The sequence below is a fragment of the Pseudomonas sp. Irchel s3f10 genome, from assembly GCF_900187515.1.
In the GTDB taxonomy this organism is placed as follows: Bacteria; Pseudomonadota; Gammaproteobacteria; order Pseudomonadales; family Pseudomonadaceae; genus Aquipseudomonas; species Aquipseudomonas tensinigenes.
The window spans coordinates 58,562-78,928 of record NZ_FYDZ01000011.1 but is presented as its reverse complement, the minus strand read 5'-3'; the positions used below and the strand labels follow the sequence as shown (position 1 = coordinate 78,928).

The following is a 20,367-nucleotide window of genomic DNA, read 5'->3' as shown; positions in this document are numbered from 1 at the left end:
TTTGAAATGATGGCAGAGCCTCAGGCTTCGCACGGCAAGTTCGGCTTTTGACCTCGCTTGCCGCTTGAAGCTAGAAGCTCGCAGCTGCTCTTAACTTAGTAGCGGTAAGCGTGCGGCTTGAACGGGCCTTCGACGGTGACGCCGATGTAGTCAGCCTGTTGCTTGGTCAGTTGGGTGACCACGCCGCCGAAGCCGCGAACCATTTCCAGGGCCACTTCTTCGTCGAGTTTCTTCGGCAGTACTTCAACAGTCAGGCGCTCGGCTTTCTGGGCTGGCGACAGGTCAGCGTACTTCTGGCCGAACAGGAAGATCTGTGCCAGAACCTGGTTGGCGAACGAACCGTCCATGATGCGGCTTGGGTGGCCAGTGGCGTTACCCAGGTTTACCAGACGGCCTTCGGCCAGCAGGATCAGGTAGTCGTCGTTCTGCGCGTCGAAAGCGCCCGGGCCGGTACGGTGAATCTTGTGTACCTGCGGCTTCACTTCTTCCCATGCCCAGTTCTTGCGCATGAAAGCGGTGTCGATTTCGTTGTCGAAGTGACCGATGTTGCAGACAACAGCGCGCTTCTTCAGGGCTTTGAGCATGTTCGCGTCGCAAACATTGACGTTACCGGTGGTGGTCACGATCAAGTCGATCTTGCCCAGCAGCGCTTTGTCGATGCTTGCTTCGGTGCCGTTGTTGATACCGTCGATGAACGGCGACACCAGTTCGAAACCGTCCATGCACGCTTGCATGGCGCAGATCGGGTCAACTTCGGAAACCTTAACGATCATGCCTTCCTGACGCAGGGACTGAGCCGAGCCCTTGCCCACGTCACCGTAACCGATGACCAGCGCTTGCTTGCCGGACAGCAGGTGGTCAGTACCGCGCTTGATCGCGTCGTTCAGGCTGTGACGGCAGCCGTACTTGTTGTCGTTCTTGGACTTGGTCACCGAGTCGTTGACGTTGATGGCCGGGATTTTCAGCTCGCCCTTGGCCAGCATGTCCAGCAGACGGTGTACGCCGGTGGTGGTTTCTTCGGTCACGCCGTGAACGCGATCCAGTACTTGTGGGTACTTGTCGTGCAGCAGCTGAGTCAGGTCGCCGCCGTCGTCGAGGATCATGTTGGCGTCCCATGGCTGGCCATCCTTCAGGATGGTCTGCTCCAGGCACCACTCGTACTCTTCTTCAGTTTCGCCTTTCCAGGCGAAAACCGGGATGCCGGCAGCAGCGATAGCGGCAGCAGCCTGATCCTGAGTCGAGAAAATGTTGCACGACGACCAGCGTACTTCGGCACCCAGGGCAACCAGGGTTTCGATCAGCACGGCGGTCTGAATGGTCATGTGGATGCAGCCGAGGATCTTGGCGCCTTTCAACGGCTGTTCGCCGGAGTACTTGCGACGCAGACCCATCAGAGCCGGCATTTCCGATTCGGCGATGATGGTTTCGCGACGGCCCCAGGCAGCCAGGGACATGTCGGCAACTTTGTAATCGTTAAAATCTGCAGGCGTGATAACAGCGCTCATGAAGAGCCTCCATTCGTAATGTATGCGAATGGGCGCCGTTGTGCGTTTAGTGTCCAGCCTAAGGCCGGTCAACGCCCCATCCGAGCCTGACAGGTTGAACCTGCTGCAGCGCCCCTCGGACAGGTGGCGGGAAAACGGTAGCAAGTGAAAGTTACCGTTTTGAAACGGTGGCGATTATAGCTTTCTTTGAGCTGCGAGTGGCAAGCCGCAAGCGACAAGTAACAGCGGCTCGGCTTTTACTTGCAGCTTGTCGCTTGCAACTTGAAGCTGGGGGAGTAAACCTAATGCCCAAACACCTCGGAGTCCGTCCCCCATGAATTTCCACACCCGCAAATGGGTAAAACCCGAAGACCTCAACCCCAACGGCACCCTGTTCGGTGGCAGCCTGTTGCGCTGGATCGACGAAGAAGCGGCGATTTACGCCATCGTGCAGTTGGGCAATCAGCGCGTGGTGACCAAGTACATTTCCGAAATCAACTTCGTCAGCGCCTCGCGCCAGGGCGACATCATCGAACTGGGCATCACCGCCACCGAGTTCGGCCGCACCTCGATCACCCTGACCTGCGAAGTGCGCAACAAGATCACTCGCAAGAGCATTCTTACTGTCGAGAAAATGGTTTTTGTGAATCTGGGTGAAGACGGTTTGCCAGCACCACACGGGCGCACTGAAATCAAATATGTGAAAGATCAGTTTCAGGAAGATGAATTGGTTACCAAGTGATATTAGCGGTGCGCCCTTCGCGAGCAGGCTCGCTCCCACAGGTACAGCGCAGTCCATGTAGGAGTGAGCCTGCTCGCGATGACGGTTTCAAAGTCAGCGAAGAATCATCTGCCCAGTGAACAGCCATGAACCGCCGGGGTCGTAGGTAAACACCACCCCCACGGTTCCCACGCCATGACCACCCCCACCGACGGCAAAACCCCCGATCTCTCGGCCAAAGAACAGCACGAAGTCGAGAAAAACCAGCCGCCCCGCGCGGCCGTTCTGCACGAAATCATCCGCAGCCAAGGCGATCAGGAACTGGAGCGCAGCATCGCCGCGCTCTGGTGGTCGGCTCTCGCGGCAGGGCTGACCATGGGCCTGTCGCTGATGGGCATGGGCCTGCTCAATTCGCGCCTGCCCGAGGGCGATGAATTCAAGGTGATCGCCAGCTTCGGCTACTGCGCGGGTTTTCTCGCGGTGATCCTCGCCCGTCAGCAACTGTTCACCGAAAACACCCTGACCGCCGTGCTGCCGGTCATGACCAAGCCGACCCTGCAAAACTTCGGGCGGTTGATTCGCCTGTGGACGGTGGTGTTGGTCGGCAACCTGTGCGGCACGATTCTGGTCGCGTACGTGATGCTCGAACTGCCGATCTTCGACAGCAAGACCGACGTTGCCTTCCTCGAAATCGGTCGCAAGGTCATGGAAAACCACGCCAGCCAGATGTTCGCCAAAGGCATCGTGTCTGGCTGGATGATCGCCACCATGGTCTGGATGATTCCGTCCATGGAGAGCGCGAAGATGTGGATCATCATCCTCATCACCTACCTCATGGCGCTCGGCGACTTCACTCACATCGTCGTGGGTTCGGCCGAGGTGTCGTATCTGGTGTTCGCCGGCGAGTTGCCGTGGAGTGATTTCTGGATGGTCTTCGCCGGGCCGACGCTGGCGGGGAACATCATTGGTGGCAGCTTTATCTTTGCGCTGATCAGCCATGCGCAGATTCGCAGCGAGAGCGGCGCGCCAAAGACGGATAAACCCGCCTCTGGCGAATCCCGCGAGGATGATTCAGACAGCAAAAGCCGATAGTTTCAGGCGTTGAACGGCGGGCTGACCGATGACGCGGCCGGCTCGCTTTCAGGCGCCTTGAGCCGGCCTTCCCAACGTGCAATGACCAGCGGCGCCAGCGCGTTGCCCAACACGTTCAGCGCAGTCACCGGCATGTCCATCAACCGGTAAACGCCAGCGATGATCGCCACGCCTTCCACGGGCAATCCGGCGGCGGTCAGCGTTGCCGTCAGAATGATGAACATGAAGCCCGGCACGCCCGCCGCGCCTTTGGATGTCAGCACCATGATCAGCACCAGCATTGCCTGATCTGCCAGACCCAGGTCAATGCCATAAGCCTGAGCGATGAACAACGTGCCCAGCCCTGCAAACAGTGATGCGCCGTCGAGGTTGAACGAGTAGCCCAGCGGAATGACCATGCTGGTAATCGGGCGCGGCGCTCCATAGCGCTCCATTTTCTCGATCAGTTGCGGCATCACCGTGGCCGAAGCGGCGCTGCTGTAGGCCAGCAGTAGTTCACTGCGTATTTCCCGAATCAGATGGAAAAAACGGATACCCGCGATTCTTGCCACCAACCCGAGCACGCAGAATGCGAACAGCAGCACGGCTACGTAAGTGATGCCGATCAGCTTGGCCAGCGGCAGCAAGGCACTCAAACCGAAGCTGGCCACGGTCACGCCGATCAGGCCGAAGATGCCGATCGGCGAATAGTGCATGACCAGATGCGTGACTTTGAACATGGTGTCGGAAACCGCCTGCATCACCGCGATCAGCGGCGCCTTCTGTTGCTCGGGCAGCATCGACAAGGCGCAGCCGAACAGGATGGCAAAGAACAACACCGACAGCAGTTTGCCCTGCGACATGGCCAATACGATGTTGTCCGGGACGATGTTGACCAAGGTTCGACCCAGGTTCTGCGTTTCACCCGTAGTGGCCAGGCCGGTGACCGGTGCTTGCAAGGTGCTGCTGAAATCCGCGCCAGCGCCGGGCTGGAATACATTGCCGATGATCAGCCCGAAGACGATGGCGATGCTGGTGATCGTGAAAAAATACACCAGTGTTTTTATCCCGACCCGTCCCAAGGCCTTGGTACTGCCCGCGCCGGCAATGCCAACGACCATGCAGGCAAAGACCAGCGGTACGACGATCATTTTCATCAGCCTGATAAACAGGTCGCCCGCCGGTTGCAGCAGGTTGTCGATAAACCAGGCTTTGTGTTCGGGAAACTGGTTGAGGAGGATGCCGACGACGACCCCGGCGGCGAGCCCGATCATGATGCGAGTGACCAGGCTGGTGGATGTTTTGCTACTCATGCTGTGCCCCTTTTTATTGTGTTTGTTGGGGTTGGAATCAATGCGCAAACAGACCGTTGAAGTCCTTGAAGCCTTTGACTTCGATCGGGTTGCCGCTGGGGTCAAGGAAGAACATCGTGCGTTGCTCGCCCGTTTCGCCGGCGAAACGAGTCACCGGTGGGATTTCAAAGTGAGTGCCCAGGCGGTTCAGCCGCTCGGCCAGTTCCAGCCATTCCTCTAGCGGTAGCACCACGCCGAGGTGTGGCATCAGCACCTTGTGCTCGCCGACCTGCCCGGTGCGGGTTGTCGCGAAGGGTTTGCCCAGGTGCAGCGAGAGTTGATTGCCGAAAAAGTCGAAGTCGACCCACGTCTCTGTACTGCGGCCTTCAGTGCAGCCCAACACATCTCGATAAAAAGTCCGCGTCTGTTCCAGGTCGCAAACATGGTATGCAGCGTGAAAAGGTCTGTTCATGTGATAGCCCCGAGTGAAGGAACACTCAGGTTAAACAGGCCATGCGGCGGGGCAAAACGGCTTCGCCTTGTTCTGAGCGAAAGGAAAACTTATGGACGTGCGCTTTCTTCAAAGCCTGATCGCAGTAGTTGAAACCGGTTCGATTGCGGCCGCCGCGCGCCGCGAAAACCGCACGGCGGCGGCGATCAGTCAGCGAGTTCAGGCACTCGAACGGTCACTGGGTTATGCCTTGTTGGTGCGCACCGCGCATGCCGTACGGCCATCGGATCTCTGTCTGCAGGTGCTGCCGCAAATCAGGGCGATCATCGAACAGGCGCAGGCGTTGCAAAACGATCTGAACCACGATGCTCTGACGGGAGAGGTGAAGATTGGCGCGATCTCGACGGCGTTGACGGGTGTGTTGCCGGGGTTGATCGAGCGATTGGCATTTTCGGCGCCGGCGTTGAAGCTGAAGATCACGCCCGGGGATTCAAAAAGCCTTTACGAAAAAGTGCTGGCGGGCGAACTGGATGCGGCGATTCTGGTCAAGCCACCATTTCAGCCACCCAAGGCTCTGGCGCTGACCGTGCTTAAGATCGAGCCGTTGGTTCTGGTTGCTCCGGCCACGCACACCGGGCAATCGCTGGAAACATTGCTGCGTGCAGGTCCATTCATACGTTACGACGCGCGTTCATGGGGCGGGCAGATTGCACAGCGCTACCTCGACGAGCAGGCGATCGAGCCGAATTTGCTGTGTGAACTGGATGCGCTGGAAACCATCGTCATGCTCGTCAATCAGGGGATGGGAGTGTCACTGGTGCCGCAATGGGCCGGGATGGCGCTGGACGGAATGTATGTCCTGCCGGTGGAAAAGGAGCAGCGTTATTCGCGGGAACTGGTGGTGATGCACAGCTCGACGCCGCACCGCCCGTTGGCGATGCGACATCTGCTCGAATTACTCTGCGATCCGTCATGAAAGTACTCCACGACGGCGCCGCAGTGATGTGTCAGTGCGCGGTTTCGGTCGCAGCACTCGGCTCGTTGCGAGTCGCGTGCTTGACCAGTTTGCCGATGGTCAGGCCCTGCAACAGGATCGACGACAACACCACGATGTAGGTGATGCTCAGCAGCAGATCGCGCTCCGGGCCCAGCGGCAGTGCCAGGGCCAGTGCTACCGAAACACCGCCGCGCAAACCGCCCCAGGTCAAAATCCGGATGGTGCCGGCGGGCACTGTCCGCCAGCGGCGCAGCAGCAGAATCGCTGGGGCCACGGTGAGCAGGCGCGAGAGCAGAATCGCCACCGCCAACAACCCAGCCGCTGCCATGTGCAGCCAGTTGAATGGCAGCAGCAACAGCTCCATGCCGATCAGCGCGAACAGCAGCGCGTTGAGCATGTCATCGAGCAATTCCCAGAAACCGTCCAGATAGCGGCGGGTCATGTCGTTCATCGCCAGATTGCGCCCGACGTTGCCGATGATCAGACCGGCGACCACCATCGCGATCGGCGCGGAAACGTGAATCTCGGTGGCCATCGCCGAACCACCAATGACCAGTGCCAGCGTCAGCATCACGGTGATCTGGTGCTGCTCGACGCTCTTGATCATTCGATAGACCAGATAACCGATCAGCCCGCCGAACAGCACACCGCCGATGGCTTCATGAACGAACAACATCGCGGTGGCGCTGACGGTCGGGGTTTCGCCGAGTTGGGCGATGCCCAGCAGCACGGTGAAGACCACGACGGCCGTGCCGTCGTTGAACAGCGACTCGCCGACGATGGTGGTTTTCAGCGGCTTTGAAGCGTTGGCGGTACGCAGTACACCGAGCACCGCAATCGGGTCGGTCGGCGAAATCAGCGCGCCGAACAGCAGGCAATACAAGAAGCTCACGTGCCAGCCGAACAGGGCAAAAATGTAATAGGCGAGGCTGCCGATTACCGTGGTGGCAATCAACACGCCGAAGGTTGCCAACAGGCCGATGGGCCAGCGGTAGCTGCGCAGGTCGTTGAGGTTAACGTGCAGGGCGCCGGCGAACAGCAGGAACGACAGCATCCAGTTCATCAGCAGATCGCCGAAGTCGATCTGACCGATCAGTTGCTGCACGCGCTCTTCGAGACCGGGATAGCCGAGCACGCTCAGGCCTTGCAGGATCAGCGAGAACAGCAGAGCGGTGACCATCACGCCGATGGTCGGCGGCAGGCCGATGAAGCGGAAATTGACGAAGGTGAGGAGGGTGGTGAGGCAGATGAAAGCGGCGACAAGTTCAAGCATCCGGGGTCCTTTGGATGAGGGGTGAAAGATAGCGCACCGAATCTTTGGTGCAGGGGTTGGATGGGTTGAGTCAGGATTGGGACACAGTTGATGGTGTGATGAGATCAAGAGCCCCCTCACCCCAGCCCTCTCCCTTAGGGAGAGGGGGAAAGGGAGCAGATCTTCAAGTCTTTCAGGGCCTGAGTTCGGCTCGAAATTTCAGGTCGATGTAACTCGAACATTCAACACGGTCAGTCCCCTCTCCCACTGGGAGAGGGCTAGGGTGAGGGCTCTTGCAGGCTAAACCTGATCAGCCGGACACATTGACCGCAGCCGCGCCGCGACGTTGCAGATAGATGAAAAACAGCGCTGTCAGCACGGTCAATACGCCAACAAGCGCACCGGTCCACGGCAAGTCCGCCAGATCCGCGCCACTGGCCACCACCAACCCGCCGATCCACGCACCCGCCGCATTACCGAGGTTGAAAGCGCTCTGATTCAAGGTCGAGCCGAGGTTCGGCGCTTCATGGGCCTGATCAATGATCAGCAGTTGCAGAATCGGGCACAGTGCAAAAGCAAAAATTCCCCACAGCACCAGCGTTATTGCCGCTGGTACCACCGAGCGGCTGGTCTGACTGAACGCCGCCAGAATCACCACCACCGCCAAGGCCACACCGACGAGCGATGGCAATAAACGGCTGTCCGCCAAGCGTCCGCCGAGCATGCTGCCGCCGGTCAGGCCGACGCCGAACAGCAGCAGCATCACCGTTACCCCGTGTGGGCTGACGCCGGTGATGTCTTGCAGGATCGGCGCGATGTAGGTGAACACACTGAACAGACTGGTCGACGCCAACACACTCATGCCCAGCGCCAGCAGCACGTTGACCTTGCCCAGCACCTTGAACTCGCTGGCGAGGTTGGCCTTGTCCATCGGGATGTGTTTCGGCAGCCACAACCACTGCGCGAGGGCCGCAATCACTCCTATCACCGAGACCGCCCAGAAGGTAGAACGCCAACCGGCGTATTGCCCGAGCGCCGTGCCCAGCGGTACGCCGAGGACGTTGGCCAAGGTCAGGCCGGTGAACATCATCGCAATCGCCTGTGCGCGTTTGTTCGGCGCGACCAGCCCGGCGGCGACCACCGAGCCAATGCCGAAGAACGCGCCGTGACAGAGGGCGGTGACAACGCGAGCGGCCATCAGCGTCGCGTAGTTCGGTGCCAGGGCGCAGAGCACATTGCCGAGGATGAACATCAGCGTCATCCCCAATAATGTCGCTTTGCGCGGCATGTTCGCGGTGCCGATCGCCAGGATCGGCGCGCCGAACACCACGCCCAGCGCGTATCCGGTGATCAGCAGACCCGCGTGAGGAATGCTCACAGCGAGGTCGCGGGCAACATCGGGCAGCAGGCCCATGATGACGAATTCAGTGGTGCCGATGCCGAATGCGGCAACAGCGAGGGCAAGCAAGGCGAGTGGCATGCGCAAGGTCTCTGTCGGTAGTCTTGACGCTTTGATCAGGCATACGCAGGCCGACGACCGCTTTCGAAAAGAGGCGGTGCAGGCAAGAGTTATTGGAATTTTTCTGTGCGCAACTGAGTGCGGCGTGGTCGCTTGCAGTATAAACAGCTGCTGACACATCGCGAATCAATAATCTGACTAATTGGCTCGCTAACAACAATAAGGAGTGGAACGTGCTGGCGACGGGGTTGGTATTGATGGCGGCGCTGCTGCATGCGACGTGGAATACGTTGATCAAGTTCAGCGCCGAGCGGCTGCTGGTGGTGGCGTGCATGGACACTGTGGCGCTGCTGGTCGTCGCCATCGCGTTGCCATTCGTGAGTTTGCCGCCCATGGAAATCTGGCCGTGGATTCTGGCGTCGGCAGCCTTTGAGCTGCTGTATCGCTACCTGCTGATTCAGGCGTATCGGGTCGGCGATCTCGGGTTGGTCTATCCACTGATGCGCGGTTTGTCGCCGCTGGTAGTGCTGGCGCTGACGCTGATCTTCGCCGGCGAAGTGCTCACCACGCAGCAGATCTTCGGCATCATGCTGATTCCGTTGGGCATGGTATGCCTGCTGTGGCAGGGCGGCGGCGGCAAGCATTTGCCGTGGTCGATGCTGCCGGTGGTGGCGCTGATCGGCCTGTGCATCGGCTGCTACACCTACATCGACGGCCAGGCGTTGCGGCGCTGGTCGCACCCGCTCGATTACCTGGTCTGGGTCACGCTGCTCAGCGCCTGGCCGTTTCCGTTGCTGGCGTGGGTCGCCAAGCGTCCGGCGTTCATGTTGTTCTGGCGTGAGCAATGGAAGCTGGGGTTGGCGGTGGGCTTCTGCGTATTGGCCAGCTACGCTCTGGTGCTGTGGGCGATGCAATTGGGCTCGATTGCAGAGGCGGCGGCATTGCGTGAAATCAGCGTGATTCTGGTGGTGCTGTTCGGCATGCGCTACCTCAAAGAACCTTTTGGCCGGCCGCGGCTCTTAGCCTGTGGGCTGGTGCTGATCGGCATGCTGGTAATGAAGTTCTGACCGCTCGCGAATTCTATAACTCGAAAAAAGGACGGCGTTATGACGGTGGCTCTGTGGTGTGTATTGATTGCGATTTTTCTGCCGTATGTGTGCACTGGCGTGGCGAAAGCCGTGGGTGGCTACCGGCTGAGTGATAACCACGATCCGCGTGATTTTCTTGAAAGCCTCAACGGTGTGGCCCGTCGGGCACACGCGGCGCAGTTGAACAGCTTTGAGGTGATGCCGGCGTTTGCAGCGGCGGTGATCGTTGCGCACCTGGTGGGAACCGCGCAGTTGGTGACGGTCAATGTGCTGGCGGTGCTGTTTATCACCAGTCGCCTGCTGTACATCATTTGCTACCTGGCGGACTGGGCGATCCTGCGTTCGCTGGTGTGGTTTGTGGGGATGGGGTTGATTGCTTCGTTCTTCTTCGTGTCGGTCTGATTATTTTATTGGTGTTGCTGTTGGCCTCATCGCGAGCAGGCTCACTCCTACATTTTGGAATGCGTTCCCCTGTAGGAGTGAGCCTGCTCGCGATAGCTATCTGATTAGCTCAGCAGATTCCAAGGGTTACTTCTTTTCTGTATCAGCCACCTGCGGCACTTGCGGCAGCGCTGCACCTTTAGGCCAAAGCATCCAGATCTGCCCCTGCTGCTTCATGTCCCCGGCCAATTGCCCGGCCGCATCACCGGTGCCCCAGAACAAATCTGCGCGAACCTCACCGGCAATCGCGCCGCCGGTATCCTGCGCCGCCACCGGGCGCACCAGCGCCGTGCCATCCGGTTTTGTCGTCGACAGCCACAACAGACTGCCCAATGGAATCACCTTGCGATCCACCGCCGCGCTGTAGCCGGCAGTCAGCGGCACGTTCAGCGAACCGCGTGGGCCTTCATTGCTGTCCGGATTGCGGGTGAAGAACACATAGCTCGGGTTGCTACCCAACAGTTCGGGGATGCGCGACGGATTGGCCTTGGCCCAATTGCTGATCGCGTTCATGGTCACGTCTTCTTTCTTCAGCTCACCTTGCTCGACCAGCCAGCGGCCGATTGGGCGATATGGATGGCCGTTCTGATCGGCGTAGGCAATGCGCAGCTGTTTGCCGTCCGCGGTCTGAATTCGCCCCGAACCCTGGATCTGCAGGAATTGCAGATCCATCGGGTCGGTCAGATAGGCAACCACCGGGGCTTTCACACCTTTGGATTCGATGGTTGCGGCATCGTCATAAGGTTTTAGCACCCGTCCTTCAAGGCGACCGCGCAGGCGTTTGCCCTTGAGTTCGGGATAGATGCTGTCGAGCGAGACGATGATCATGTCTTCCGGTACGCCATACACCGGCACGTTGGCCACGTCGGTGGGTGTCAGGCTGCCGGGGTAGACTGGCTCGTAGTAGCCGGTGATCAACCCGTTGGGGTTATCGTTTTCAGCGCGCAGGCCGTAGACATCGAGATTCTGTTTGAGGAACGCACGAATCTCTGCGGCGCTCTGCGGCACATTGGCCGCTGCTGCACAGGTTGTGCTCCAGACCGCATCAGCCTTGAGTCGGGTGCAGGCGCTGCGCCACGAGCCGAAACCGGCGACCAGATCGCTATCGGACACTGCTGGCAAGGCCTCCCAAGTGGCGCTGGAGTAAGTGGCCAGTGCGTGGGTTTTTGGCTTGGCGTTGTCACCGCCAGTGCAGCCGGCGAGGATTGCCAGTAGCGGCAGGGTTGCGATCAGCGGGTGACGCCAGGCCTTGAGACGGCTATTCATGGAGTAATTCCTGTGCCGGTTGGCCGAGTGCTCCATGCGCTCGAACAACCCGTATTTTTAATAGGGCTATTGGTGTTTGGTGGTGACGCGAGGATACTGGCCGCCGAATTCCGTGACCTGAAGCCAACATGACTCTTAAACGCATTTCTGTTGTATTGCTGGCCTGTCTGACCTTGTCCGCCTGTGGCGGTGTCGATCCGAATTCTCCGCTGGGCCAACGCAAAACGATCTTCAAGCAAATGCTCAAAACCGGCGAAGACCTGGGCGGCATGTTGCGTGGGCGCATTCCGTTCGACGGGCCGAAGTTCGCCGACGGCGCGGTCAAGCTCGATGCGTTGTCCCATGAACCGTGGAAGCATTTTCCGCAGGTTCGCGAAGAAGATCACACCAGCGCCAAGGACGATGTCTGGCAGAAGCAGGCGCAGTTTCAGGAAATGGCCCGCACCCTTGAAGCGGCCACCGGTGAATTGGTGATCGCCAGTCAGGTTCAGCCGTACAAGGCCAGCAATCTCGGGCCTGCGGTGCAGAAAGTTGAAGATGCCTGCAGCGCTTGCCATAAACAGTTTCGAGATCATTGATTTCTGTAGCTGAACTGACGCCTTCGCGAGCAGGCTCGCTCCCACATTAGACGGTGTTCACCTAGACAACCCGGTCAACTGTGGGAGCGAGCCGGCTCCGGGCGGCGATCCGACGAAGAGGGCATCAAGTCCACCGCATTACTTATCACTTATCGATTTCGTCCAGCGCGTCTTGCAGTTCTTTGCGCGACTCAGCCAACTTGTCTTTGCGCTTGTTGATCTTCTCCGGGTCGCCTTTCTTCATGGCTTTGTCGAGATCAGCCTGGCGCTGGCTCACTTCGTGCTTGGCTTCGAGCACCTTGTTTTCGCGTTCTTTCTTCAGGCCGGCGTCGGTGCAGTGTTCGGTCACTTCACGCAAGGCCGTTTCCAGGCCTGCCTGCTGATCGGCGTTGCCGCGCGACTTGGCCTGTTCGATCTGATTCATGATGCCCTGCTTCTTGGCAGCGCAACCGGTCAGGCCCGGGGCGTCTTCGTCGGCCATCACAGGGGCGGCCATTACGCCGCAAAGGGTCAGCATGGCGAGCGGTGCGAGAAATTTCATAAAAGCTCCATGTGCAAAGGCAATCGGGTCGGTCAGGCACTGCGCAGTTGGAGCGCCTGGGTGGCCGATGGGTTCCCGGCGCGCCGGGATTGCGTAGTCAGAAACCGTCGATTCCGGCGGCATGTAGGGTTTCGCTCAAGGCCAGTACCTGCGGGTCGCGAAAGAATGCGCTCAATTGCGCTGCGCGTCCCGGACCGATACCGGCTTCGGCCTGCCATTGTTCGGTGTCACGTTGTGCCAGCGCCTGCCACGAATCAGGCAGTTGTGCCTGACCGGTTGGCGGCAAGCCCAAGGCCTTGAGCCACTGCGCGAAAGGTCGCTGACGGGCGCTGTGAAAACTGTGCATCAGGCGTTCGCTGCTGCGTTCGCCGAAGCCGGCAATGTTAGCAAGCTCCGGCGCGTCGAGGGTCAACCAATCCAGCAGGTTGTTCACGCGGCGTGTTTCGAGAAGTTTCTCCCAAGTGCCGCGACCGACATGCTGCATCGCCAGTCCCTGCTTGCCACTGAGCCAAGTCAAGCGGGCGAGAAACTGGCTTTCGCAGCCGGTGGTGGGTTGCCAGCAGCTCAAGCTGTGGAAGTCGTCGGCGTTGGGGATGTTGAGGTCTGTGCGTTCGGCGGCGCGCAGCACCACGCTGTCGAGCCTTGGAATGGTCAGGCCGGCGAGGCTGACTGCCACTTGATCGCCGGGGCGGATATCCAGGTCTTGCCAGCGTTTGAAGGAACTGGCGCTAACCCGTTTGATCTCCCGGTCATCGAGCATGACGGGTTTGAGTTCGAGTACTGGCGTGATACGCCCGGTGCGCCCGATCTTGAAGTTGACCTTGCGCACTTCGGCCAGCGCTTGAGCAAAGGGATACTTCCACGCAACTGCCCAATACGGAGCGCGCGCCTGCCAACGTTCTGCGGGTGGTCGTTGGCTCTGGCGCAGTACCACGCCGTCAGTGGCAAAGGGCAGGGGTGAGCGATACCAGTGATCGCGCCATTTCTGTGCTGCAGCAAAGTCGGCGACAGGATGACTGTACGGTTCAATCGTGGCGAAACCCAGCGTCGCCAACGTGGCTATTCGCTTGGGCAATTGCGCTGGGCCTTGTGGCCAGTCCCAGACGAACAGTCCGATACCGGAGGCTTGCTCGGCATCCAGGGTTTTGCGTCCCATCAGGCCCGCGACGGTGGAGCGAGCGTTAACGCTGCCGGATCGAGCTTGCACGTGCTCGTTCAAGCGCCAGTAGAGTTCGCCCTGCACCAGCAGATCCAACGGTTGTGTCAGGCGTTGAGGAATGGCGCCGATCTTCTGCGCTGATGGCGTCCAGTCTTGCCCACGAACCCCGTCACCGCGACTGATGACCTGTTGCAAAACGCCCGCGCGATAAATCAGCGTCACTGCGACGCCGTCGACTTTCGGTTGTACCCAGACGTCCTTGCGATCACGTAGCCAGGCCCCCACGGCCTCATCTTTGTGGATTTTATCCAGACCGGTATGGGCGATGGGGTGCGCGTTTGAGCCTGAAGCTGTGCGTAAAGGATCGAGTGGCGAGGGCACTTTGAAACACGCTCGCCACTCGTGCAGTTGCGCAAGGGATTGGTCGTAGAGCTCATCGGCAATCAATGAGCGGCCTTCGCGGTGGTAGGCGTCGTCCCATCGGTTGATCTGGTTTTGCAGGGTAGCGATTTCGCGTTGGGCGTGTGCAGCGGGCCAGTTTGGGCAGGTGGCTTGCGCGCTGAATGTTGTGGGCATCAGCAGGAAAATAAATAACAGGCGCAGCGTGGCAAGCATCGTGAGCGTCCTTGCTCAAGGGGAATGTTTGAAGGTTAGGCGAAGATATTTACTCCGCCGGATGGGTGTTTTACGGCTTGTTTCTGTGCAGTGAAAACAGCCCCTCACCCTAACCCTCTCCCGGAGGGAGAGGGGACTGACCGAGTGGTTTGCTGGATATGCATCGACCTGAACGTTCTGAGTTGAACTCCGGATTACAGCCATGAAAAAGCCCCGCACGGCGCGAACCGTGCGGGGCTTTTTGTGCAGCCGGGAAAGTCTTACAGACCAGCAGCAGAACGCAGAGCGTCGGCGCGGTCGGTTTTTTCCCAGGTGAACGTGGTGAAGGTGTCTTCGCCAACAGTCTTGGTCTCTGGCGTGCGACCGAAGTGGCCGTACGCTGCAGTTTCCTGGTACATCGGGTGCAGCAGGTCGAGCATGGTGGTGATTGCGTATGGACGCAGGTCGAACACTTCACGCACCAGTTTGACGATCTTGTCATCGCTGATCTTGCCGGTGCCGAAGGTGTTCAGCGAGATCGAAGTAGGCTGAGCCACGCCGATCGCGTAAGAAACCTGAATCTCGCAACGCTCGGCCAGGCCGGCCGCGACGATGTTCTTGGCAACATAACGGCCAGCGTAGGCAGCCGAACGGTCAACCTTCGATGGATCCTTACCGGAGAACGCGCCGCCGCCGTGACGGGCCATGCCGCCGTAGCTGTCGACGATGATCTTGCGACCGGTCAGACCGCAGTCACCTACCGGGCCGCCAATGATGAACTGGCCGGTCGGGTTGATGTGGAACTGGGTGTCTTTGCTCAGCAGTTCGGCAGGCAGCACGTGCTTGACGATCAACTCCATCACGCCTTCGCGCAGGTCTTTGTACGACACTTCAGGGTTGTGCTGGGTCGACAGAACAACCGCGTCGATACCGACAACCTTGCCGCCTTCGTAACGGCAAGTCACTTGCGACTTGGCGTCCGGACGCAGCCAAGGCAGCAGACCCGATTTACGGGCTTCGGCCTGGCGCTGTACCAGCTGGTGCGAGAAGGTGATCGGGGCTGGCATCAAAACATCGGTTTCGTTGCTGGCGTAGCCGAACATCAGGCCCTGGTCGCCAGCGCCCTGATCTTCAGGCTTGGCACGGTCAACACCCTGGTTGATGTCCGGGGATTGCTTGCCGATGATGTTCATCACGCCGCAGGTCGCGCCGTCGAAGCCGACGTCGGAGCTGTTATAGCCGATGTCGAGAATCACGTTACGCACGATCTCTTCCAGATCGACCCAGGCGCTGGTGGTCACTTCACCGGCAACGATGGCCACGCCAGTCTTGACCAGGGTTTCCACGGCAACACGTGCGTGTTTGTCCTGGGTAATGATGGCGTCCAGCACCGCATCGGAAATCTGGTCGGCGATTTTGTCCGGATGTCCTTCGGACACGGACTCGGAGGTGAAGAGGGAGTATTCGCTCATCTCGATGTTTTCCTGAATTTACCGATGGTGAGTGTCGCCAGCCGGTCGCTGAAAATGGCGGACCTGGATCTGGAAACCATTACGTAAGCCTACATAGAGGCTTTCCCCGGGAACGAGTCCCGCAGCGGTGGCCCAACGGGCCAAATCGTCCTGTTCAAACCCCAACCACAGATCACCGCAGGCCTCCCTGGCCCAACTCTGGTTGTGGCTACATAACTCTGTCACGAGCAGGCTACCGCCCGGTTGCAGCAGGTCGGCCATGTGCCTGAGCGCATCGGCCGGCGCGGCGAAATGGTGCAACACCATGTTCAACACTACGCAATCGGCCTGAAGGCTTGTGCCATTCAATGCATCGGCCAATTGCAGGCTGACGTTAGCCAGCTGTTCACGAACGCAAACCTGACGCGCCAGTTCGAGCATCGCCGGGCTGTTGTCCAGCGCGGTTACGGTGCCGAAGCGACGCGCCAGTTCCGGCAGAAAAGCACCATCGCCGGGGCCGACTTCAATGGCCGTGGCAGCGCCATCGAAGTTCAGTTTGTCGAGCAGGGCCAGCACGCTGTCACGGTACTGCGGCAGGCCTGCGATCAAGTCTTGCTGGGCACGAAATTTCTCCGCGACCCGGGCGAAAAAGTCCTGACTGGCGGCGGCACGCTGGCCGTGAACCTGCTCGATGCGCGCTTGCACATCGTCAGGCAGATCCAGATTGTCGACTTCTTCTAACAATGCCGCGTGCAACTTGCCGCCGAGCAGTTCGGTGTGGGGCAGGGCGCGGCGATAGAAAATCGCGTTGCCTTCGCGGCGCGTCGCCACCAGGTCGGCTTGTGCCAGTACCTTGAGGTGATGACTCATGCCGGACTGACCGATGCCGAAAATCTGCGCCAGTTCCAGAACACCGAACGAGTCGTTGGCCAGCGCGCGCAGTACATTCAGGCGCAACGGATCGCCGCCGGCCTTGCACAGGGCCGCCAGCTCGTCGCAATCGTCATGGCGAATGGAAGGCACGCGTAAATTCATAGGGCCGCAGTCTAGAGACGGGGGGAATTCATCGCAAGGGCAATATCAAAAAGTTTTGATATTGCTCGATCAATGGCGCTTTTTATTGCACTTCTCACTCACCGGTTAACTCTACAAACGAGTAGCGGAAAGGTTTCACCAAAAGAAAGCGCCGCTATCCATTGGAAAAACGCCCCCCGATGACTATCTGTCATTGCCCCGAGGCGCCCCGGTGAGGGAAAATGCCCTCCTTTTTTCCGTTTCGACTTACCAGAACCCAGGAGATCAGCGATGCCTAGCCGTCGTGAGCGTGCCAACGCCATTCGTGCCCTCAGCATGGATGCCGTGCAAAAAGCCAACAGCGGCCATCCCGGTGCCCCTATGGGTATGGCAGATATCGCCGAAGTGCTTTGGCGCGACTACCTCAAGCACAACCCAAGCAATCCATCGTTCGCCGACCGTGACCGCTTCGTGCTGTCCAACGGCCATGGCTCGATGTTGATCTACTCGCTGCTGCACCTGACCGGTTACGACCTGTCGATCGACGACCTCAAGCAGTTCCGTCAACTGCACAGCCGCACCCCGGGCCACCCGGAATTCGGTTACACCCCGGGCGTTGAAACCACCACTGGCCCGCTGGGTCAGGGTCTGGCCAACGCCGTCGGTTTCGCTCTGGCAGAAAAAGTTCTGGCTGCGCAGTTCAACCGTCCAAACCACAACATCGTTGACCACCACACCTACGTGTTCCTGGGTGATGGCTGCATGATGGAAGGCATTTCCCACGAAGTCGCTTCCCTGGCCGGTACGCTGGGTCTGGGCAAGCTGATCGCGTTCTACGATGACAACGGCATCTCCATCGACGGCGAAGTCGAAGGCTGGTTCACCGATGACACCCCGAAGCGTTTCGAAGCCTACAACTGGCAGGTGATCCGCAACGTTGACGGTCACGATCCGGAAGAGATCAAGACTGCCATCGAAACCGCGCGCAAGAGCCCACTGCCGACCCTGATCTGCTGCAAGACCACCATCGGTTTCGGCTCGCCGAACAAGCAAGGCAAAGAAGACTGCCACGGCGCTCCACTGGGTGACGCAGAAATCGCGCTGACCCGTCAGGCGCTGAACTGGAACCACGGCCCGTTCGAAATCCCGGCTGACATCTATGCCGAGTGGGATGCCAAGGAAAAAGGTCGCGCGGCCGAAGCCGAGTGGGATCAGCGTTTCGCTGCCTACTCCGCTGCGTTCCCGACCGAAGCCAACGAACTGGTGCGTCGCCTGAGCGGTGAGCTGCCGGCTGACTTCTCCGAAAAAACTTCGGCTTACATCGCTGAAGTTGCGGCCAAAGGCGAAACCATCGCCAGCCGTAAAGCCAGCCAGAACACCCTGAACGCGTTCGGCCCGTTGCTGCCGGAACTGCTCGGCGGCTCGGCTGACCTGGCCGGTTCCAACCTGACCCTGTGGAAAGGTTGCAAAGGCGTCAGCGCTGAAGATGCCAGCGGCAACTACATGTACTACGGCGTGCGCGAATTTGGCATGACCGCAATCATGAACGGCGTGACCCTGCACGGCGGCCTGGTGCCTTACGGCGCGACCTTCCTGATGTTCATGGAATACGCGCGCAACGCCGTGCGCATGTCCGCGCTGATGAAGAAGCAAGTGATCCACGTCTACACTCACGACTCCATCGGTCTGGGCGAAGACGGCCCGACGCACCAGCCGATCGAGCAACTGACCAGCCTGCGTACCACGCCGAACCTCGACACCTGGCGTCCAGCCGATGCCGTTGAATCGGCCGTGGCCTGGAAAAACGCTCTGGAGCGTAAGGACGGCCCTTCGGCGCTGATCTTCTCGCGTCAGAACCTGCAGCACCAGGAACGCGATGCCGGCCAGATTGCCGACATCAGCCGTGGCGGTTACGTGTTGAAGGACTGCGCAGGCGAGCCTGAGCTGATCCTGATCGCCACCGGTTCGGAAGTGGGTCTCGCTGTTCAGGCCTTCGACAAGCTGACCGAACAAGGTCGCAAAGTGCGCGTGGTTTCCATGCCGTGCACCAGCGTGTTCGATGCTCAGGACGCGGGCTACAAGCAAGCCGTGCTGCCGTTGCAGGTCAGCGCACGTATCGCGATCGAAGCGGCTCACGCTGACTTCTGGTTCAAGTACGTAGGTCTGGAAGGTCGCGTGATCGGCATGACCACTTACGGCGAATCGGCTCCGGCTTCGGCACTGTTCGAAGAGTTCGGCTTCACCCTGGAAAACATCCTGGGTCAGGCTGAAGAACTGCTGGAAGACTAAGCAGTACGAATGCGGTGGCCCCGGTCACCGCGTTCCCCTGTAGGAGCTGCCGGAGGCTGCGATCTTTTGATCTTGATCTAAAAACAGGATCAAAAGATCGCAGCCTTCGGCAGCTCCTACATGGGGTTATGTTGTCAGCGAACACTATTGAGAACCCCATGCCTCAACCGCGTCCTTACAAAGTTGCACTCAACGGCTACGGCCGGATTGGTCGTTGCGTCTTGCGTGCGTTGTTTGAGCGAGGCGAAAAAGCCGGGTTTGAAATTGTCGCGATCAACGATCTGGCGGACATGGCCAGCATCGAATACCTGACACGTTTCGACTCCACCCACGGCCGTTTTCCGGGCGAAGTGCGAGTAGAAGGCGATTGTCTGCATATTAATGGTGACTGCGTGAAGGTTTTGCGCAGTGCCACCCCCGAAGGCATCGATTGGGCGTCGCTGGGCGTTGATCTGGTGCTGGAATGCTCCGGTGCCTATAACACCCGTGAAGACGGTCAGCGCTTTCTCGACGCTGGCGCGCCACGCGTGTTGTTCTCGCAGCCGATGGCCAGCGAGGCGGATGTCGACGCCACCATCGTTTATGGCGTGAATCAGGATTGCCTGACCGGCGACGAACTGCTGGTGTCCAACGCCTCCTGCACCACCAACTGCGGCGTGCCGCTGTTGCGCTTGCTCGACAAGGCGATCGGCCTCGATTACGTGTCGATCACCACCATTCACTCGGCGATGAACGATCAGCCGGTGATCGACGCCTATCACCACGAAGACCTGCGCCGCACCCGTTCGGCGTTCCAGTCGGTGATCCCGGTGTCCACTGGTCTGGCGCGTGGCATCGAGCGCCTGCTGCCGGAACTTGCCGGGCGAATTCAGGCCAAAGCCGTACGCGTGCCGACGGTCAACGTGTCCTGCCTCGACATCACGATGCAGACCGCCACCGCGACTGACGCCAATGAGGTCAACCGGATCCTGCGCGAAGCCGCCACCAATGGCCCGCTCAAAGGCTTGCTCGCCTACACCGAGCTGCCGCACGCCAGTTGTGATTTCAACCATGACCCACATTCGGCCATCGTCGATGCCAGTCAGACCCGTGTTTCCGGCCCCAAACTGGTGAACATCCTGGCCTGGTTCGACAACGAATGGGGTTTTGCCAACCGAATGCTGGACGTTGCAGAACACTATCTGCAAACAGCAACTTCAAAAAAACCGTAGGAAGTGCG

18 protein-coding genes and 1 riboswitch are annotated in these 20,367 nt (G+C 59.4%); of the genes, 8 read left to right on the top strand and 10 right to left on the bottom strand.

Features of this window, described 5'->3' with window-relative positions; translation table 11 throughout:
• Positions 1 to 95: 95 nt before the first annotated feature.
• Positions 96 to 1,505: an adenosylhomocysteinase gene (ahcY, locus tag CKW17_RS21470; RefSeq protein ID WP_007913721.1), complete on the bottom strand. Its 1,410-nt coding sequence runs from the start codon at positions 1,503 to 1,505 to the stop codon at positions 96 to 98.
• Between the two features lie 23 nt (positions 1,506 to 1,528).
• Positions 1,529 to 1,628: riboswitch (S-adenosyl-L-homocysteine riboswitch) on the bottom strand.
• Between the two features lie 190 nt (positions 1,629 to 1,818).
• On the opposite strand from ahcY, the gene CKW17_RS21465 reads away from it, so the two are divergent.
• Together CKW17_RS21465 and CKW17_RS21460 are read left to right on the top strand one after the other, a co-directional pair.
• A complete protein-coding gene (locus CKW17_RS21465) occupies positions 1,819 to 2,226 on the top strand; it encodes an acyl-CoA thioesterase (protein WP_016984776.1) in 408 nt (135 codons plus the stop codon).
• A 174-nt stretch (positions 2,227 to 2,400) separates the two neighbouring features.
• Complete coding sequence (locus tag CKW17_RS21460; protein ID WP_095121473.1) at positions 2,401 to 3,297, top strand: formate/nitrite transporter family protein; 897 nt, start codon at positions 2,401 to 2,403, stop codon at positions 3,295 to 3,297.
• A gap of 2 nt (positions 3,298 to 3,299) precedes the next feature.
• Here CKW17_RS21460 and CKW17_RS21455 read toward each other — a convergent pair whose 3' ends face one another.
• Positions 3,300 to 4,589: a cation:dicarboxylate symporter family transporter gene (locus tag CKW17_RS21455; protein ID WP_256586273.1), complete on the bottom strand. Its 1,290-nt coding sequence runs from the start codon at positions 4,587 to 4,589 to the stop codon at positions 3,300 to 3,302.
• Positions 4,590 to 4,626: 37 nt separating this feature from the next.
• Positions 4,627 to 5,040 carry a VOC family protein gene (locus tag CKW17_RS21450; protein ID WP_095121471.1) on the bottom strand — a complete coding sequence of 138 codons (414 nt, stop codon included), beginning with the start codon at positions 5,038 to 5,040 and terminating at the stop codon, positions 4,627 to 4,629.
• 91 nt (positions 5,041 to 5,131) lie between these two features.
• Here CKW17_RS21450 and CKW17_RS21445 point away from each other — a divergent pair, with 91 nt between their 5' ends.
• Positions 5,132 to 5,995: a LysR family transcriptional regulator gene (locus tag CKW17_RS21445; protein WP_095121470.1), complete on the top strand. Its 864-nt coding sequence runs from the start codon at positions 5,132 to 5,134 to the stop codon at positions 5,993 to 5,995.
• A gap of 31 nt (positions 5,996 to 6,026) precedes the next feature.
• On the opposite strand, the gene CKW17_RS21440 is transcribed toward CKW17_RS21445, so the two are convergent.
• Positions 6,027 to 7,289, bottom strand: coding sequence for a sodium:proton antiporter (locus tag CKW17_RS21440; RefSeq protein WP_095112776.1), 1,263 nt, complete (start codon positions 7,287 to 7,289; stop codon positions 6,027 to 6,029).
• 289 nt (positions 7,290 to 7,578) lie between these two features.
• Positions 7,579 to 8,748 (bottom strand): MFS transporter, encoded by a 1,170-nt coding sequence (locus CKW17_RS21435; protein ID WP_095121468.1) that lies wholly within the window; start codon positions 8,746 to 8,748, stop codon positions 7,579 to 7,581.
• Between the two features lie 212 nt (positions 8,749 to 8,960).
• Between CKW17_RS21435 and CKW17_RS21430 the strand changes: the two genes are divergently transcribed.
• A complete protein-coding gene (locus CKW17_RS21430) occupies positions 8,961 to 9,794 on the top strand; it encodes an EamA family transporter (RefSeq protein WP_095121467.1) in 834 nt (277 codons plus the stop codon).
• A 39-nt stretch (positions 9,795 to 9,833) separates the two neighbouring features.
• Complete coding sequence (locus tag CKW17_RS21425) at positions 9,834 to 10,217, top strand: MAPEG family protein (RefSeq protein ID WP_095121465.1); 384 nt, start codon at positions 9,834 to 9,836, stop codon at positions 10,215 to 10,217.
• A 126-nt stretch (positions 10,218 to 10,343) separates the two neighbouring features.
• Here CKW17_RS21425 and CKW17_RS21420 read toward each other — a convergent pair whose 3' ends face one another.
• On the bottom strand, positions 10,344 to 11,522 hold the full coding sequence (locus CKW17_RS21420) for a murein transglycosylase A (RefSeq protein WP_095121464.1): 1,179 nt from the start codon (positions 11,520 to 11,522) through the stop codon (positions 10,344 to 10,346).
• Positions 11,523 to 11,650: 128 nt separating this feature from the next.
• On the opposite strand from CKW17_RS21420, the gene CKW17_RS21415 reads away from it, so the two are divergent.
• Positions 11,651 to 12,100, top strand: coding sequence for a cytochrome c (locus CKW17_RS21415; protein WP_095121462.1), 450 nt, complete (start codon positions 11,651 to 11,653; stop codon positions 12,098 to 12,100).
• Positions 12,101 to 12,245: 145 nt separating this feature from the next.
• Here the strand turns inward: CKW17_RS21415 and CKW17_RS21410 are convergent, their stop codons facing one another.
• From CKW17_RS21410 to CKW17_RS21395, 4 genes are all read right to left on the bottom strand, one after another.
• Positions 12,246 to 12,641: a DUF1090 domain-containing protein gene (locus tag CKW17_RS21410; RefSeq protein WP_095121460.1), complete on the bottom strand. Its 396-nt coding sequence runs from the start codon at positions 12,639 to 12,641 to the stop codon at positions 12,246 to 12,248.
• Between the two features lie 97 nt (positions 12,642 to 12,738).
• On the bottom strand, positions 12,739 to 14,415 hold the full coding sequence (gene ligB, locus CKW17_RS21405; protein WP_095121458.1) for an NAD-dependent DNA ligase LigB: 1,677 nt from the start codon (positions 14,413 to 14,415) through the stop codon (positions 12,739 to 12,741).
• Positions 14,416 to 14,675: 260 nt separating this feature from the next.
• Positions 14,676 to 15,866 carry a methionine adenosyltransferase gene (gene metK / locus CKW17_RS21400; RefSeq protein ID WP_016987231.1) on the bottom strand — a complete coding sequence of 397 codons (1,191 nt, stop codon included), beginning with the start codon at positions 15,864 to 15,866 and terminating at the stop codon, positions 14,676 to 14,678.
• Between the two features lie 18 nt (positions 15,867 to 15,884).
• Positions 15,885 to 16,880, bottom strand: coding sequence for a metalloregulator ArsR/SmtB family transcription factor (locus CKW17_RS21395; RefSeq protein WP_095121456.1), 996 nt, complete (start codon positions 16,878 to 16,880; stop codon positions 15,885 to 15,887).
• Positions 16,881 to 17,150: 270 nt separating this feature from the next.
• Between CKW17_RS21395 and tkt the strand changes: the two genes are divergently transcribed.
• Together tkt and epd are read left to right on the top strand one after the other, a co-directional pair.
• Positions 17,151 to 19,148 carry a transketolase gene (tkt, locus tag CKW17_RS21390; protein ID WP_095121454.1) on the top strand — a complete coding sequence of 666 codons (1,998 nt, stop codon included), beginning with the start codon at positions 17,151 to 17,153 and terminating at the stop codon, positions 19,146 to 19,148.
• 158 nt (positions 19,149 to 19,306) lie between these two features.
• On the top strand, positions 19,307 to 20,359 hold the full coding sequence (gene epd, locus CKW17_RS21385) for an erythrose-4-phosphate dehydrogenase (RefSeq protein ID WP_095121452.1): 1,053 nt from the start codon (positions 19,307 to 19,309) through the stop codon (positions 20,357 to 20,359).
• The last annotated feature ends 8 nt before the right edge of the window (positions 20,360 to 20,367 follow it).